10 protein-coding genes and 1 tRNA gene are annotated in these 16,949 nt (G+C 67.0%); 8 read left to right on the plus strand and 3 right to left on the minus strand.

The genetic code is table 11. The features are described from left to right. The first annotated feature begins 188 nt into the window (after nucleotides 1–188). The 8 genes from VD997_05280 (at nucleotide 189) to VD997_05315 (ending at nucleotide 14,021) form a co-directional block, all read left to right on the plus strand. Nucleotides 189–1,925 (plus strand): GspE/PulE family protein, encoded by a 1,737-nt coding sequence (locus tag VD997_05280; protein ID HYE61389.1) that lies wholly within the window; start codon nucleotides 189–191, stop codon nucleotides 1,923–1,925. 109 nt (nucleotides 1,926–2,034) lie between these two features. Then, nucleotides 2,035–3,321, plus strand: coding sequence for a type II secretion system F family protein (locus VD997_05285; protein HYE61390.1), 1,287 nt, complete (start codon nucleotides 2,035–2,037; stop codon nucleotides 3,319–3,321). A gap of 65 nt (nucleotides 3,322–3,386) precedes the next feature. Then, on the plus strand, nucleotides 3,387–4,418 hold the full coding sequence (locus VD997_05290; protein HYE61391.1) for a hypothetical protein: 1,032 nt from the start codon (nucleotides 3,387–3,389) through the stop codon (nucleotides 4,416–4,418). Further along, the gene (locus VD997_05295) at nucleotides 4,418–5,641 is read left to right on the plus strand and encodes a prepilin-type N-terminal cleavage/methylation domain-containing protein (GenBank protein ID HYE61392.1); all 1,224 of its coding nucleotides are present in this window, start codon (nucleotides 4,418–4,420) and stop codon (nucleotides 5,639–5,641) included. The genes VD997_05290 and VD997_05295 overlap by 1 nt, the downstream gene beginning before the upstream one ends. Beyond that, nucleotides 5,638–6,741 carry a prepilin-type N-terminal cleavage/methylation domain-containing protein gene (locus tag VD997_05300; protein ID HYE61393.1) on the plus strand — a complete coding sequence of 368 codons (1,104 nt, stop codon included), beginning with the start codon at nucleotides 5,638–5,640 and terminating at the stop codon, nucleotides 6,739–6,741. The genes VD997_05295 and VD997_05300 overlap by 4 nt, the downstream gene beginning before the upstream one ends. Before the next feature lie 10 nt (nucleotides 6,742–6,751). Further along, a complete protein-coding gene (locus VD997_05305) occupies nucleotides 6,752–8,620 on the plus strand; it encodes a prepilin-type N-terminal cleavage/methylation domain-containing protein (protein HYE61394.1) in 1,869 nt (622 codons plus the stop codon). Between the two features lie 97 nt (nucleotides 8,621–8,717). Then, entirely contained in the window at nucleotides 8,718–13,925 is a 5,208-nt protein-coding gene (locus tag VD997_05310; GenBank protein HYE61395.1) for a hypothetical protein, read from the plus strand. Nucleotides 13,926–13,947: 22 nt separating this feature from the next. Continuing rightward, nucleotides 13,948–14,021: transfer RNA gene (locus tag VD997_05315), tRNA-Pro, on the plus strand. A gap of 36 nt (nucleotides 14,022–14,057) precedes the next feature. Here the strand turns inward: VD997_05315 and VD997_05320 are convergent. The 3 genes from VD997_05320 to VD997_05330 all read right to left on the minus strand — a co-directional run bounded on the left by VD997_05320 (nucleotide 14,058) and on the right by VD997_05330 (nucleotide 16,941). After that, a complete protein-coding gene (locus VD997_05320; protein HYE61396.1) occupies nucleotides 14,058–14,795 on the minus strand; it encodes a DUF72 domain-containing protein in 738 nt (245 codons plus the stop codon). Between the two features lie 120 nt (nucleotides 14,796–14,915). Continuing rightward, nucleotides 14,916–15,659 (minus strand): hypothetical protein, encoded by a 744-nt coding sequence (locus VD997_05325; protein HYE61397.1) that lies wholly within the window; start codon nucleotides 15,657–15,659, stop codon nucleotides 14,916–14,918. 181 nt (nucleotides 15,660–15,840) lie between these two features. Beyond that, complete coding sequence (locus tag VD997_05330) at nucleotides 15,841–16,941, minus strand: glycosyltransferase (protein ID HYE61398.1); 1,101 nt, start codon at nucleotides 16,939–16,941, stop codon at nucleotides 15,841–15,843. Nucleotides 16,942–16,949 lie beyond the last annotated feature (8 nt).

Below are 16,949 nucleotides of genomic sequence, written 5' to 3' on the forward strand. Positions count from 1 at the left end.
CAAAATCTAAGTGACATGACATTGTGAGCCAAGGATTCGGCTTGGAACGTTCAAACCGGTCCGGTATTCTGACCGAATGGGCATGGACGCGCCGACCAGGTGCCGTTCCCGCGGGAGTTCGCGGACGTGCAGTGGCGGCGGTGGCCCGTGGGGTTCGGGACTGCCGGCGGTAGGAAGTGCACTGACGTATGGCGATTGACCCCGCAGAACTCAAGGGACGCAAGCTCGGGCGCGTGCTGACCAAGCTCGGCAAGGTGAGCCGCGAGCAGGTCCACGAAGCCCTCACGATTCAGAAGACCCGGAAGTCGAAGCTGGGGGAACTCCTGGCTGAGCTCGGGTACTGCACCGCGACTGACGTGGCCGAGGGCCTCGCCGGTCAGGCGGGCATGAACTACATGAACCTCAAGGGGTACGACATCCCCGACGTCGCACGGGACGCGATTCCGGCGGAGAACGTCCGGATGTACGAGGTTGTCCCAGTCGAGTACAACCCAACGGCCAAGCGCCTCAAGATCGCGATGAAGAGCCCGGACAACTTCCGGGCCGTCGACGACCTGAAGATGCTGCTGTCGGCCAACGTTGATGCGGTGGTCGCCGACCCTGTGCTGATCGACGCCCTGATTAAGAAGCATTACTCGAAGACCGAGTCGATCACCGACGTCGTCAGCAACATTAAGCTGGACGACAAGCTCAAGGGCTTGGACGTCAAGGGCGACCAGTCCATCGACCTCGACGCCCTCGCCGGGGCCGCGAACGACAACCAGGTGGTCAAGCTGATCAACCTGGTGCTCCTCCAGGCGATCAAGGACCGCGCGTCGGACATCCACTTCGAGCCCTTCGAGAACGAGTTCAAGATGCGGTACCGCATCGACGGCGTTCTCTACGAGATGGTGCCCCCGCCCAAGCAGCTGGGCCCGGCGATCACCAGCCGCGTGAAGGTCATGGCCAACCTCGACATCGCCGAGCGGCGCCTGCCGCAGGACGGACGTATCGAGCTGACCGTGGGCGGCAAGCAGGTGGACCTGCGTATCGCCATCCTGCCGACGATCTACGGCGAGTCGTGCGTGATGCGCGTGCTCGACCGCAGCAACGTCGAGCTCGCGCTGGACCGCATCGGCCTGCGGCAGGACGACTTCGACACCTTCGACCGCCTGATCCACAAGCCCAACGGCATCGTGTGCGTCACCGGCCCCACCGGCTCGGGCAAGACCACCACTCTGTACTCGGCCCTGGCCCGCCTCAACGACATTGAGACCAAGATCCTCACGGTCGAGGACCCCGTCGAGTACGACATCGACGGCCTGCTCCAGTGCCAGGTGAACGAAGAAGCGGGCCTGACCTTCGCCAAGGCGCTCCGCAGCTTCCTTCGTCAGGACCCCGACATCATCCTGGTGGGTGAAATCCGCGACCTGGAGACGGCGCAGATCGCCGTGCAGGCGTCGCTGACGGGCCACCTGGTGCTCAGCACCCTGCACACCAACGACGCCCCGAGCTCGATCATCCGCCTGGTGGACCTGGGGATGGAGCCGTTCCTCCTCACCGCCACCATCGAGGGCATCGTTGCTCAGCGCCTCGTGCGCACGGTGTGCAAGCACTGCAAGGAGCAGTACGAGCCCAAGGAGGAGGAGCTCATGGAGCTCAACCTCCTGCCCGAGAACGTGCGCGGCAAGAAGTTCTTCCGCGGGCGCGGGTGCGACAACTGCAACAAGTCCGGCTACCGCGGGCGCATGGCGATCTTCGAGATCATGACCATGGACGACGAGATGCGCGAGCTCGTCATGCAGCAGGCCAACACCACCGCCCTGCGGGCACACGCCCGCCGGCGCGGCATGCGCTCGCTCCGCGAGTCGGGGCTCATGGGCATCTACGAAGGGCAGACCACGATCGACGAGGTCGTGCGCGAGACGATCGCCGAGGACGAGTGATCAGGGAAAGACCAGGAGCAGTGGGGGCCGCGGCAGCGCGGCCGGGAACGACAACCTGAGCCTTCACACCCCAGCGGGGCGGGGCTCGTAGCTGAGAAGGGCTGGATTCATGGCCACATTCGTGTACGAGGCTCTGAACGCCGCGGGCAAGCCGCAGAAGGGGACGGTCGACGCCGGCACGACCGAGGAAGCGATCCAGCGGATCAAGGCGCAGGGGTACTACCCGACGTCGGTGCGCGAGCAGCAGGCCAAAAAGGCGGACCAGGCCGCCGTGGCCGCGGGCGTCAAGAAGAAGAAGAAGGGCGGCGGCGGCATCGCCATCGGCGGTATCAACGCCAAGGTCATGACGACCTTCACCCGTCAGCTGTCGACCCTCCAGGACGCGGGCCTGCCGCTGCTGCGTTCGCTGCAGATCCTCGAGAGCCAGCAGAAGCCGGGCAAGATGAAGAACGTGCTGCTTGGCGTGTGCGAGGAGGTCGAGGGCGGCACCTCGCTCTCCGAGGCGATGAGCAAGTACCCCCGCGCCTTCAACCACCTGTACGTCAAGATGGTGGCGGCCGGTGAGGTCGGCGGCGTGCTCGACATCATCCTCCAGCGCCTCGCCGAGTTCATGGAGAAGAGCCAGCGCCTCAAGAGGAAGATCAAGGGCGCGATGGTGTACCCGATCGTGGTCATCGTCATCGCGGGCCTGATCCTCACGGGCATCATGGTGTTCATCATCCCGAAGTTCGAGGCGATCTTCACCGACTTCGGTGTGGCCCTCCCGGGCCTGACCCGCTGGCTGATGAAGACCAGCCGCTGGTTCGCCGGCACGCTGCCCGAGCAGGGGATCCCGGGCTGGATGATCGCGCTCCCCGCGCCCATCGCGGCGTTCATCATCTGGAAGCTGATCCGCCTCGCCGGTCCGGGACGTGCGGCCACCGACTACATGATCCTCTACATGCCGATCATCGGCCCGCTAATCCGCAAGTCCACCATCGCCCGCTTCACCCGCACGCTGGGCACCCTGGTCTCCGCGGGTGTGCCCATCCTCGAGGCGATCAAGATCACGAAGGAGACCTCGGGCAACTACGTGTTCGAGAAGGCGCTCCAGAAGGTGCACGACTCCATCCGCGAGGGTGAAGGCTTCGCGGGCCCCCTCCGCGAGAGCAAGACCTGCGACGCCATCGTCGTCAACATGATCGACGTGGGCGAGGAGACGGGCGAGATGGACGCCATGCTCATCAAGATCGCCAACAACTACGACGAAGAGGTGGACGTGGCCGTGGCCTCGCTGGTCTCGCTGCTCGAGCCCATGATGGTCGTGGTGCTCGGCGGCATCGTCGGCACGATCGTCGTGGCCATGTTCCTCCCGCTGGTGAAGATGATCGAGTCGCTCCAGGGCGGCGGCATCTGATGGGTCCTCGGCCCGCCCGGGCGCCGCAACGGCGCCCGGGCGACGGCCCTGCATGGAGTCGGGCGATGAACGCAGTGAACTCCCTTCGGAACTCGATGGACGCTCGCAGGCGCGGCATCACCGCCCGCTCAAGGGGCGGCTTCACGATGGTGGAGATCATGTTCTCCGTCCTCGTGGTGGGCATCCTGCTCGGGCTGCTGATCGTCGGCGCCCGCAGCGCCACCGCCTACGTCCGCAAGACCAGCGACCAGGCCGCGGTCCGCAACGTCGCGATGGCGATCAACGAGTTCAAGAAGCAGTTCGGGTTCTACCCGCCGCTGGTATGGGAGAAGACCACCGGGGGCGGCGGCGCTGAGGTCATCATGACCCCGACTCCACGCAAGGTCCGGGTCTACAGCCTGAGCACTCCCGCCGAGCTTGCATTTCTTGAGACGCTCCCCCCCTTGGACGCAACCAATCCGTTCTTCGATGAGCGCTTCAGCATCCGCTCCCTCCCCATCTATCTTGTCGGTGGCCTCAACCTGGGGATCGACGCGGCGCACAACGATCCCGCGGCGAACAACTTCGTGCCCATCGATGGAGTGCCGGGCCCGGGCTTCTGCAAGCCGCGCCAGGACGGCTCCTTTGAAGTGCCGCCCGAGAGCCTGATGACCGGCGGCACCAAGACGAGCAAACGCAGCAACAGCTACGAGCCGATTCTGAACCTGGGCGGGTCCAGCCTCAAGCTGTTCGTTGATCCGACTGACACTGACCGTAGCCGGATCAGCATCCTGGACCGAAACGGGATTGCAATCCGCTATTACCGCTGGGAACCTGCGAACTCCGCGAGCGCGACGTTGCTGCAGAACCTCAGCGTGCCGAGGATCGTCGGTCGTGAGACGCCGGGGTTCCTGAAGACTCCGCGCGAGCGGGACCTGTCGGAGAACTCCGCACTCAAGGGCGCTCGCTGGGCGGTGGTGGGAGCGGGCCCCAACAAGGTCTTTGGCGATGAGGAGATCGGAACCCTGCGTCGCGAACTCGGCGCCTCCGCCGGCGACACCGACGAGCAGGTCCGTGCCGAGGCCGAAGAGGACAACATCGTGGAGGTCGGCCAGTGATGACACGCATCATCCGTCGCGCGTTCACGATGACCGAACTGCTGGTGGTCATCGCCATCGTCGTGCTGCTCATGGCGATCGCCGTGCCCGCGTTCTCCAGCCTGATGAGCTCCTCCGAGCGCTCGCTGGCGGAGAACCAGCTGAAGGCGGCCCTCGCCGGCGCCCGGGACGTCGCCATTCAGAGCGAGACCGGCGACTCCGTGGCCGCGTTCTTCTTCACACCCGGCGGGCGCGTCAGCATCGTCGCCTGTGTGAGCGTGGGTCGTCTCCCCGTCCAGGACGTGGACCAGGACCCCACCGCCCCGCCGCGTGAGGTCTTTGTCCCCGTCAACACCTCCGAACCGTTCCAGATGCCCCGCGGCTGGAGCGTGCGCGGGCTCGCCGCCGAGGGCACCGTCTTCAACCCCACCGCCGGCACCGGCATCACGCAGCGCGAGCTGTGGTACCGGAGCCACTACGGAGCAACCCCCGACAACGCCGCGGTAGGCGACACCGGTTGGGTGTTCCCCGAGAACGCGATGTTCAACCAGGGCGTCGCGGCCAACATGCTGACGGCCGACTGGAATGCTCTTTCCACCGCAACCCCCAACCTGGCAACCAATCTTGTCGGGCCCGGCCGCCGCACGTTTGTCGTGCGGTTCAAGATGGGCACGGGGGAAGTCGACCTGAGCAACTCCGCCACCGTCCTGATCTTCGACCCCGTTCTGCGGAGCGACTTCAGGGCGACCAGGGCTCCATACGACTACTTCCGCTCCGATCAGCTCCGCATCAACGGCGTGCCCTCCTCCAGCGCGGTGTCATACGTGCGCCGTGTGCTTGCCGACCCATTTCTGACGAACTACTCCACCGGCGGCGGCATCCGCCGCACCACCGGCTTCTCACGCGCGCTCCTCGGCGTTGCATCCCCAGACACCATCCTCGCCCGCCCCGTGAGCGAGCTGGCCCTCTACAAGGAAGCCAACCTGATCGCCGGCATCGGCGGGCGCGGCCCCAACGCCGTGACCGGCACCTACTGGAGTCCCGACGGTGGGACGCACTTTGAGATTGATTCCAACGCGCTCCCCGCCAGCGTTACCAGCATGCAGGCAGTTTCCGTCGCGGTCCGCAACTGGATCGAGGGCGGGCGCCAGGACAGCGATGCCGATCGTGAACGCCGGACGTACGACGCACGCATCTTCACCCTGACCCGGTACCTGGGCCAGACAGAGGAGGTCGAGCCATGAGCCTGATTCAACCCCAGGATGGTCGGCGCGGGTTCTCTCTGATTGAGGTGCTGATCGCCATCGTGGTGCTCGCGCTGGGTCTGCTGGGCATCGCCGCGGTGTTCCCGGCGGTGGTCACCCAGCAGCGGGCGACCACCGACGCGGTGCAGGGCGGCGCCCTGGCCAAGTCCGTAGAGGCCGTGCTCAAGTCCCACTACGGCGCCAACCGCCAGAGCCCGCGCCCCGGGCCCGGCGGCATCGTCTCCCGCGGCGCAATGCGCGGCTGGTTCTCGCTCGTGGGGCTGCCAACCTGGTCGCCGCCTGTTGCCGCCCGCATGAACCCAGCCCCAGGGAGCGGCTCCGCTCCTAACTTCGACGGCAACTGGGACCTGCCCCGACCGGGCGCAATGCCCCCCGGCATCCGCCTGGATGCCGCCAACGGCAACTACCTGGTGATGGGGACAACGGCCAACGTGCGTCTGGGGCGTGACCCCCGCGACCCCTCTTCAGAGCCCTATGGCTACGCAATGCCCGGCTTCCTGCTTGACGCCAACGAGCGTCGCTTCGGGGGCGAGTATGTGTTCGACTTCGCCGCACGCCGCATCGGCGCGGGCCGCCCATTCGTGAACGCCACGGGGTGGGCGGACCTCACCTGCCAGGACGACATGCTCCAGCTCGCGGTATTCATCCGGCGTGTGGAGCGATCCACCGGCGCGCCCCTGGTCGGTATGGACGCCACCACCGAGCGGCCCACGTTCAACGGCTCGGGTGTGTACTCGACCATCAAGTCGGCGGGCTACACCATCCCGATGCTCGACATGGCGGACCCTGACAACAACAGCAGCAGCGGTTCGGTCGTCGAGCTCGACAGCACCCAACTCAACTACATGCGTCAGGTCGGGCAGAAGTTCGTGACCCAGTGGGGGACTGTTCACACCGTCTCCCGCCTCCGGGACGACCCCGAGCAAGTCGTCATCAAGCCGGCGCTCGATGCACGCAAGGTCGCGTTCTATCAGGCGACGACAACTCCTGCCCCTCAGCTCTCGTTCCTTTACACCCCCCAGATCCCCGTCAACGTGCACATCGTGGACATCGAGCCCTCCGTGGTCGATCTGCAATAGGGAGCGGCGCATGCGACGCAAGACACTCAGCCCCCGCACCCTCACCCGCGCCAGCGGGCGCGCCTTCACACTCATGGAGATGATGGTCGGCGTCGGGGCCGTGGCGATCATCGCGGTGGGCCTCGCCGCCATCTTCGATTCGGTGGGCAAGACGGTCGCCGGCGGCCGTCGCGTCAGCGTGATGAACACCTACGCCTCGCTCATGGAGTCGCAGATGCGCCGCGACTTCGAGAACATGGCGCGCGACGGGTTCCTGGTGATCCGTCACCAGTGGGTAGACATCGATGGGAACGGCATCGCCTCGCTGCCGGCCGAGCCCGCCACCAGCCCCGATGACGTGCCGCTGTTCGCCAACCAGCGCGCCACCGACCAGAAGCCCCGCCGCATCGACGAGATCCAGTTCGGCGTCGTTGGGCGCTACGAGACCGCCCGTCAGCCGCTGATCCCCGGTGTGCGGGCCGAATCGCACGAGGCCCTCGTGTACTACGGGCATGGCCAGCGCGCCCGCTTGAACACCGCACTTACCGCTGAGAACTACAAGAAGAGCAAGCCCTTCCTCTCGGACCCCAACATCGATCAGGAAGCCCGGCTCGGCTTTGCGGCAGGCACCGGCACACCCAACCCCAACCAGTACCCCAGCGATTGGACACTGCTCCGGCATGTGACGCTGCTGGTGAACCCCGACGCGGCCCAGACGCAGCCCGTGCCGCTCGCCGCAGGCGGTAGCGTGTTCGGTGTGCCCAACAACCCGGCGTCGCTGCCATTCTTCCGGAACCGGCCGACGCAGTACTTCCTCCAGCCGGCGCAGAGTTCGCTCTTCCGTTCCGTCGCGTGGGCGTTCCCCGTCCAGAGCGGGGCCGGCTCGGGCCCCGAATCCCCCGCCTTCGCCTTCCGCACGCGCTGGGGCGCCCCCGGCACCAACGACGCGTACCCGCTGCGCTCAAGCGGCATCGTTGACATCGCTTCCAGCAGTTTCGCCGACATCCGCATGATGGTGACCACGTGCGATGTCTGGCCGGATCAGGTCGGCGTGGGGACCCCTCCACGCGAGGCGATACCTGATGGGCGGCTCGTCCCCGTCCCCCTCTCGGGCGGGACGGCGCTCGACCTCATGCACGCCTGGATGAACGACTCCATGCCGACCGACTCGCGCAACCGCCAGGCGGTGGCGAACCGGATTGCGGCGGGCTCGGGCGAGCCGCCGCTCCCGGCAACGTTCCAACCGGCCCGTATCCGCTACGAGCCCGGCCCCGACGACCTGCTCCCGGCGATCTCGATGCAGCCCACCACCGGCAACCCTCAGTTCGAGCGTGCCGTTGCCCGGGCTGATCAGCTGATGCTCTCGGCCTCAAACTTCGTCCCTCACTGCACGAACTTCATCGTCGAGTGGTCCTACGGCTCGATGGACGGCAACGGGCACGTGCGCTGGTACGGCCTCAATCCCGGCCCTTACACGCCGCCGGGCGCGCGGGTGCAGCCGTATGGAGTGGCAACGACTGCCGACCCTCTGGGCGAGGGAATCACCTACGTCACCTGGAATCTCGGCGATCCCAACGCGGTCCCGCCGCAGCCTCCTATTAACCACCCGATCACCTCGCGCCTGATCTACGGCATCCCGCCCGCGAACGGCCAGCCCGATGAGAACGCAGCGGAGCTCACGGCCTACTTCGGCTACACCGACCCGACCTTCGCGCCCGACGCCAGCACCATCCCAGTGCCGTTCCCGCACCGCACCACCAACGGGGTGATGGATTGGATGTGGCCCAAGATGGTCCGCATCCGCGTCACGCTCGCCGACCCCAACAACCTCGCAGACGAGCGAGAGTTCGTTTACGTGTTCAACGTGCCCGACGACCGGGCCGTGATGCGCCGCGACTGATGCACGACCGCCGAAACGATCGATCCGCGGAAGGACCCGCAGCCTTGTGTTTGCACCCGTCACCAGGAGTGACGGCCCATGATGGAAGGACTGGCCCATGACCACGAATGAGACCAAGCAGCCCATGATCCTGGCCCGGGCTGGCCGGGGCGTCGCCTCCCTGCTGCGCTCGCTCGCGGGCACGCCCGCCGGCTGGCAGTCCTCGCGCCGACGCGGCTCGTTCCTCATCATCGTGGTCGGAACCCTCGCCCTCCTCGCCGTGCTCGCCATTATCTACAGCAGCATCGGCAGCCACGACGTCCGCATGACCGCGGCCGTGAAGAAGCAGGAGCGGATCGAGACGATCCCCGATCAGGTCAAGGACTACCTCATCACCATCATCGGTGAGAGCACGCTGGGCACGTTCTACGACTCCAGGCGGTACGTCGCGGGCAACATCCCGCTCAGCCGCATGACGTTCGACTACCCCGCGACGAACTACGACGCGCGGTCGGATCAGCTCACGCCCACAGCGACCAACATGCCCTTCACGCCCACGGGCTCGGTGTCGGGGTTCATGGGCAGCTACAACTTCACCGACCAGGCCCGCCACCCGGTCAACATCATGCCGTTCGTGTGGGCGCCCTCCACGCCGTGGCTGGCCGATACCGAGCCGACGTACCTGGGCGATCCGCTCGACGCTTTGGCCGGTGAGCAGGACCGGCTGTACCAGTACCGTCGCGACTGGCGGAAGATCAGCAACATCGCGCCCGACGGCCGCTTCGTCAACCTTGCGAATCTCCGTCCCAACCGCCACGGGTGGAACGCCAACCACAAGCAGATGGCGGAGAACACCAACTACATCTACTCCGGGGACCCGGCGAACTTCGCGCAAGGGGCGACGGTCCGGAACACCGACTTCGTGTCGCCGATTGTGCCCATGGACCTCGACGTCCCTGCGCACTTTGACAGCCGCCAGATCTGGCTCTTCCGCCCTGCCCGTGCCAATGCTCTGCGTCAGCCGGGCGACTTCAACTATGACCTGAACCTGTTCGCCGACGCGGACGGCGACGGCATGTTCGACTCGCGCTGGCAGGAGCTCAGGGAACTGCGGGTCACTCCGGGCGGGACGGTCCAGAAGGACTACCTCGATATCGACGACAGTCTCCGCGTGTTCGTCGCCGTCCGCATCATCGACGCCAGCGCGATGATCAACGTTAACACCGCCACCGATCAGCGGGGCGCGCCAACCGCCCTCGCACCGCTCGGCCTCACGCCCGGCGACGTTGACCTCCGCAAGCTGCTGACCGGCTGGGATGCGCGCATCGCTTCCGAGACCGGCCCTGACCCGGCCAGCTTCGGGCGCGGCCACGAGTGGCTCCACCAGGAGTTCCCGTTCCCCGCCCCGAACACCGCTTCTGAATACAACCGCGACCCGTTCAACTACGAGGTCGGGGACGATAAAGCCGGGCGGGACCTCACGTTCACCAGCGGCATCTACGCCTACGACGCCCTCCGACTCTCGATCCTGACCGGCGTGACTCCTCAGCTGGGCCTCACCGGCGCGGATATCGGCACCACCTACGAGGCCACCTACTCCGTGCCGCATGACAGCTGGGACTACACCAACCAGCCGCTCTACAAGGCGGACCACTACCACCGCACGGCCGTGAGCCTCCAGGGCGCCATGCGCGAGATGAACCTCCCCACCGGCGCTCCCGCCAGTGTGCGCATGCTCGGTGGGTTCAACGCCGATGAAATGTTCGAGCTCTACGCCCGGCGCGTGGTGAACGATCCGACGATCACGTCGACGCTCGAACTGACGCTCGGTGGGCGTGCTGATGCGTCTTCGGCCCCACCCAACGAGACCCGGTTCAGCCCCCTGCGCAGCAACCGCCCGCTCGAGATCGAGCGTCGCAGCTTCAGCCAGTTCAGCGCGGTCCACGACGACGATTACGCCCGCACGATGCGCCTCTTCGAGCTCGATCAGCGCAGCCGCCTGACCACCATCAGCGGCGCACGCGAGCTCCGCTTCGCGCCCTCGACCATCAACAGCGGCGGGCTGCGCTCGATCGACCCCTATGAGCTCGGTCAGTCCGAGCTCCGCGTCGATGTGCGCCTGGCGATGGCCGACATCAACAATCAGATCGCCGACCCGATTCTCTCCGCCCAGGCGAAGGCCGCCGGCACCTACAGCATCTTCCGCAGCTACGTCGATGCGCTCGCCCCGAGGCTCGGCTTCGGCACCCCGTGGACAAGCCCCCAGCTCCAAGAGCGGGCGACCGAGTTCTACGGCCACCGCGGGCCCGAAATGGCTCTGCGTGTGGCGGCGCACATGGCGGTCAACTTCATCGACTGCTTCGACCGGGCCATTCCTGCGACCACAGGTGGCGCCCAGCCGCCCGAGCAGCCCACCATCCACACGCTGCTGGCCCGCCGTGACCTCACCGATGATCTCAATGCTCTGGTCATCACCACCCCCGAGGGGCTGGCTGTCAGCAGCTGGCTCGCCGGGCCGACGTTCCCGGTCCCGACTACGTCGGGGTCCATTGACGTCCGCCCGCTCGAGCTCATCCCGCCATCTGCATCCAACAGCGCCACCGAGCGCCTCGCCGCCAGCACCGACCCCGTTGTTGCGCCCGTGGTGAACGTCTATGGAATCGAAGCCCAGCCCTTCATCACGCAGGTGGCGAGCTTCACGGTCTATGCCGACAAGCACGGCACCAGCGACGGTGAGAGCGACGAAGCCAACATCCAGGGCGGCGAGCACTTCAGCAACCCCGACCTCATGTACCGCATGGTCGCGGTGCAGCTCCACAACCCGTTCCATGTGGACATCAAGCTGAGCCACCAGGATCCGACCCCCGGCGTCGAGACGCCCCTCGCGGTCGATGGCAGCTCCACCGACAGTTCCTATTACTACCTGCAGTTCGGGGACAAACAGTTCAAGCTCGCGCAGCTGGTGGAAGCGGTTGACCCGACCACCGGCAAGTACAGCGCCTCGCACCCGACCCCGCCCGAGACTACGGCCGAGCCGATCACGATCCCGGCGGGTGGGACGATCGTTGTGTACGCCCTGACGAAGAGCCCGTTCAACATCCTGCACGACATCGCCGAACTGCAGGACGGCAGCGGCTACCTCGACCAGGACTCGGGTTCGGGGCGCCTCCGAGATCTCCGCCGCACCGCCGAGCAGATACTCGAGACGAACCTGGGCGGCAACAACATCGGCACCAACGCCGGCCAGATTGCCGGCATCTACTGGATCCCCGAAATCAACAACGTCGGCCGTCTCTCGCCGACGACGCCCTCGGGCCTGTTCCCCACGGTGACCACGCTCACCGACCCACCCGTCACCATGCAGCTCTGGCGGACGATCCGTGTCGACAACGTGGACGAGGCGGGGCGCACCAACCTTACCGGCAACGATCAGCTCGTCGACCGCCTGCGCATCCTCGCGGAGGACTACGTCACGGACGCGGCCGGCAACGGCTTCAATCGCTTCCTCCCGGGGTCGGCGACCACCCCTCAGCAGCATGAGATCGACGGCAGCGACGCCGCCGACACCTCGAAGCTGTACATGGTCACCTTCTCGGCCACAGTGAGCCGCCCTGGGGACCCCGCGCCCGCCGCCCCTCCGCGTGGTTCGATCCCCGCGTACTGCCTGGAGCCCAAGTTCCAGGACTCAACCGCCCCCTGGAACGTTCTCGACGATGACGGCATGGACACCGACAGCCTGCCCGACTCGGACCCTCAATACTGGTCCGGTTCGAGCGACCCGAACTTCATCGGCCGGGCTGAATCCGTTCGCGCGTGGTACTCCAACATGACCGGCCCCGCGGGCACAGAGCTCGAGCGCCCCATCCACGAGCACCCAAACGAGCTCGACGCGCCCACGGGTGCGACTGCGTGGATGTCGGCCGACAGTGTGCAGCGGCCATACGACCGGCACCGCATCGAAGTCCCCATCCTCGACAACAACCTTCAGACCACCGGCACAGTTGCCGGCAACTCGGTCACCACGACCACCGTCCGGCCGGCGGACCTGCTGCTCCCGCTCGGTGTGGGCCCGGAGGAGATGCCGCTGGACTTCAGCAGCGGCACCCCCACGCTGATCACCGACCTCGAGCGCCGCTGGACGACGCTGGGCGAGGCGCTCGCGATGTCGCTGCTCTACCAGACGAACCCGTCGCCCGTTCCTGAGGACGTCAGCAGCATCTTCTACCCCGTGGCTGGCAGCTCCCTCGACCCGCTCTTCACCGACCGTGGCGGCCTGCGGCTCGACGCATTCCCGCCATTCATCGATGTCAACACGGACACTATCTTCGACCCTCTCGTGGACGAGCGCATCGGAACACAGGCGCCCCTCGCCCTGAGCATCCTCGACAACTTCACCACCAGCCCCGCCGACTTCATCATTGCCGATGACCCCGCGGACTTCGACCGCAACTACCGCTGGGACACGCTCAAGCGCGCCACCCCTGGCACGGTCAACTTCAACACGGCCGCGCTCAACACCCTCCGCGCTGGCTTCCCCACGCTGTGCCCGCCACCTGACACCGAGTTTGTCGGCGGTGCACCATGGTGGTGGTGGTCCGGTGGCGAGCTGAACCAGCGCAGCGACATCGCCGCGACCATCGTAAGCTACCGCGACAAGGTCGATCAGTACGTGCACGCCCTGGCGCAGGTCGCTGACATGGCCAACGCGCCCGGGAACGCGCCGCCGAACACGCCCGCGGGTCGGCAGGACCGCCTCGTCACCTTCGAGTTCAATACTTCGACACCCGCCGATCCCGACCGCGACGAGGGTCGCACCGGGGGGACCCGGATTATCGGCATCGGCGAGCGCGCCGGGTTCCGCACCCGCGGCGAGCTCCTCGCGGCCAACTTCCTCTACGGGAACGACCCGGCCAATCCCAATCTGTTCCGCGGCTGGCCCGGCAACATGACCTTCCTCGGCCACGACGTGAACGCCTCCGGCCAGGAGACGCCAACCGGCATCGAGGGCCTCGACACGCTGCTCCACCGCGACAGCACCGGCGCCATCATCCCCAACGAGATCCCCAACTCCTACAAGGAGCAGCTCGCAGTCATCAACAGCGTGGTCAACTCCGCCTCCACCCGCAGCGACTACTTCATCTGCTGGTTCCTGGTGCACGGGTACAAGAAGAGCGACGTCGAGAGCCTCACCGACGCCGACCCCATGGTCCCCACCATGGCCCGCCGCTTCCTGATGATCGTCGACCGCAGCAAGGTCACCCGCCTGGGCGAGAAGCCCAACGTGATCCTGTTCAAGGAGGTCCCCGTCGACCCGGCCCCGCGCTGACCCGCCCTACACTTCGGCTCAGCAGGGTGTAGCTCAGCTTGGTAGAGCGCGTGGTTTGGGTCCACGAGGTCGCAGGTTCGAATCCTGTCACCCTGACTTTCCCGGTAAACGCAACGGTGCGGGCGCGAGTCGTCAGGCCTCTTTCAGCAGCCGGCGCAGCAGCCGGGCGTTCTTGATCGCGTACGCGTCGCGGTCGTTGTTGAAGTAGCAGTACACACGCCGCGCCCCGCAGGTCGTGATCCTCTCGGCCCAGCCCTCAAGCTCCTCGCGCGAATAGTCGTGGCGGTACCAGCGTTTCACGCCGTGGAAGCGGATATAAACGTCCAGCCCGGTCTTGACCAGTGTGTCGGGCAGCCGCGGCCCGCTCGTGCAGCAGAACAGCACCCCGCCCTCGCTGGCGTCGCTCGCCTCGCGGATGATCGCGAACGCCTCGTCGTTCCACCAGCCCCGGTGCCGGAACTCCAGTACATTGGTCCACCGTGGATCCAGTTGATTGAGGATGCGGCGCAAGCGCGCCGGCGTGTAGCGGAAGCTCGGGGGCATTTGGAACAGGAACGCGCCCATGTGCTTCCCGAGCACCTCGCCCAGCGAGCAGAACTCGCGGATGAGCTTCCTGGTGCCCTGGAAGCGGCGGTCATGCGTGATCTCGCCGTTCACCTTCACGCTGTAGACGAAGTTGCGGTGTGCATCGCGCAGCCACCGCTTGACCGTCGAGGGCTGGGGCCAGCGGTAGAAGGGGGCGTTGAGCTCGACCGTGTTGAAGCTCCGCCGGTAATGGGCGAACCACTTGTGCGAGGAGAGCTCCTGGGGGTAGAAGCAGCCGTGCCAGTGGCGGTAGTACCACCCCGAGCAGCCGACCCGGATATCCATGCTCGCACCCTGGGCCACGCTCCAGTATGCCCCGGGCCCGGCCGGCGTGCGACGCAATGACAGCGGGGCCGGCCAGAACGGCCAGCCCCGCGCGATTCGGCCTCCACCATCCGGCGGGGCTTACTTCTGAGCGACCTTGACCACGGGGGCCGCGGCCTTGGGCTGCTCATCCACCTTCTTCGCGATCACGGCATCCTTGGGCAGCACCTTGGGGGCGGTGCTCTTGAGGGCGACGGTGGGGAGCGTGATCACCGGCTTGGCCTGCACCTTCATGCGCGACTTGAACGCAGGGATCTCGGGGTTGACCTCTATGACGCCGCGGGGCTCGGGCAGGCGCGTCTCGCGCTTCGCCTCAGGCAGGTTGTAGAGCACCGCGTCGTTGACGTGCGTGCGCACGCCGCCGACGTAGTTGTTGTCCTTGAGCCACTGCTGGCGGGCCTCCTCGGCGCGCCGAGCCATCTTCGTGTGGGCGCGGCTGTAGGCGTCGCTGTAGGGGCTCGCCTGCTGCTGCGCCACGGGCGTCCAGGGGCTGAACTCGACGGTGGTGGTGGGGTGGTAGCGGAAGAGGCCCTCGACTTGCGCCGTCACGCGCACGCCCTCTTCACCGAGCGCACCGTGCGCCGCGGCCGCGTCAGCCGCCGGGCCGCGAGCCCCGAGCTCGTGCTGGCCGATGATGGCGCGGCCCTTGTACACGCGCCCGTTGACCACCTGCTGGCTTCCCACGCCCGGGAAGGAGTACGTCGGGCTGCTGTTGCTCTGCACGTGCACGCTTTGGGCCGTGTAGTTGGGCGAGCGGGGCGAGCACGTTTCGGGAGCGCCGTTCTGGGCGGCCAGCGCCGCCGCCGCGATGACTGCGAGCATCATGTCTGCACCTTTCTGTTGGATGTCGGCCGCACCCGCTCCACGCCCGGGGCCCGCCGCCTCAAGGATGCAACGGAACTTCAGGGAATCAAGCAGAATGGGCGTGGCGCGTGCCGGGAAGAGCGGTCAACCGCCCCTGTTGCTCCGCCGCACACGGCTATAGGACCCTGCCCTCGGGTGGTTCTCACGGCAGCGGCAGCGGCTCGTCGGACGACAGCCAGTCGTACGCGCTGAGCACGGCCCGCACGTGGTCGCTCGCGCGCCGGGCGGTCTTCACGTGCTCGCGGGCGGTCTTGGAGAGGGCTCGCGCCCGCTCGGGGCTGGTCACCACGTCCCGCAGCACGGCGGACCACTCCGCGGCCATGGGCCGCTTCACCAGCCGGGCGGTAAGCCCATCCTGGAGGATGCTGACCATCGGATCCGCCCCGGCTACGACAACCATCCCGGTGGCCATGGCCTCGAGGAGGATGCTCCGCTGCTCGCCGTGGGCTTCGGGCTGGACGAGGATGTCGCCGTAGAGCAGCAGGTCGCGCCGGCCCTCGAGCTCGTCGATGAGGGAGAGGTTGTGCAGAATGCCCAGCTTGCGGGCGAGCGCCCACGCGTCGGTCCGGCGCGCGGCGAGCGCGTCGCAGAAGATGAGCAGGTCTGGCCGTTCACGGGCGATGGCCGCGATGCCCTCGATCGCGGTGCGGAAGGCCTGCTCGTCGCGCCCGGAGCCGACGAGCATGATGGAAGGGGCACGCCCCTCGGTCAGGATTTCGCGGGCCGTGGAGGGGGTGTGCACGCCCCACGCCGCCAGCCGCACCGCCGGGTGCTCCCCGCCCGCGGGCACCTTGAGCAGCGCCCGCTCGATCGCCTGATCGGGCGCGATGAAGAGCGGCGCGTCGTCGTCGAGGTGAATCGTTTTCGCCCGATCGACAAGGCCGGAGCGCCAGACTTCGAGGGCGAGGCCAGCGCCGATCTCGGACGCGAGGTCGGCGCCCAGGTGCCACACCGAGCCGCCGAAGACGTGCACCACGTCGATGCCCGTAGCTTCGGTCGTCGAGTCCATCTCGGCGACGGCCCGCACGAGCTTCCGCACCGCGAGCGGGCGCGTCAGCAGCAGCGTCTTGGATGAGTACGTCAGCACCCGCGAGAACACGCCCTCACTCGAATCGGTCGGCGTGCCTTCGGGCACGGCGTGGATCACGCGCACGCCCTCATCCGCGAGGCCGATCTCGAGGCGCGTCAGCAGCCCACGCTCGCGGCTGGCGAAGAACTCGTCGGCGAGGATCAGGACGCGCATCGGGTGAT

The sequence above is a fragment of the Phycisphaerales bacterium genome, from assembly GCA_035627955.1.
Taxonomy (GTDB): domain Bacteria; phylum Planctomycetota; class Phycisphaerae; order Phycisphaerales; family UBA1924; genus JAEYTB01.

Bases quoted from the DNA above. Each gene is read 5' to 3' on its own strand.
- VD997_05280 (HYE61389.1), top strand. From the start codon at position 189: ATGGCGATTGACCCCGCAGAACTCAAGGGACGCAAGCTCGGGCGCGTG.
- VD997_05285 (HYE61390.1), top strand. From the start codon at position 2,035: ATGGCCACATTCGTGTACGAGGCTCTGAACGCCGCGGGCAAGCCGCAG.
- VD997_05290 (HYE61391.1), top strand. From the start codon at position 3,387: ATGAACGCAGTGAACTCCCTTCGGAACTCGATGGACGCTCGCAGGCGC.
- VD997_05295 (HYE61392.1), top strand. From the start codon at position 4,418: ATGACACGCATCATCCGTCGCGCGTTCACGATGACCGAACTGCTGGTG.
- VD997_05300 (HYE61393.1), top strand. From the start codon at position 5,638: ATGAGCCTGATTCAACCCCAGGATGGTCGGCGCGGGTTCTCTCTGATT.
- VD997_05305 (HYE61394.1), top strand. From the start codon at position 6,752: ATGCGACGCAAGACACTCAGCCCCCGCACCCTCACCCGCGCCAGCGGG.
- VD997_05310 (HYE61395.1), top strand. From the start codon at position 8,718: ATGACCACGAATGAGACCAAGCAGCCCATGATCCTGGCCCGGGCTGGC.
- VD997_05320 (HYE61396.1), bottom strand. From the start codon at position 14,795: ATGGATATCCGGGTCGGCTGCTCGGGGTGGTACTACCGCCACTGGCAC.
- VD997_05325 (HYE61397.1), bottom strand. From the start codon at position 15,659: ATGATGCTCGCAGTCATCGCGGCGGCGGCGCTGGCCGCCCAGAACGGC.
- VD997_05330 (HYE61398.1), bottom strand. From the start codon at position 16,941: ATGCGCGTCCTGATCCTCGCCGACGAGTTCTTCGCCAGCCGCGAGCGT.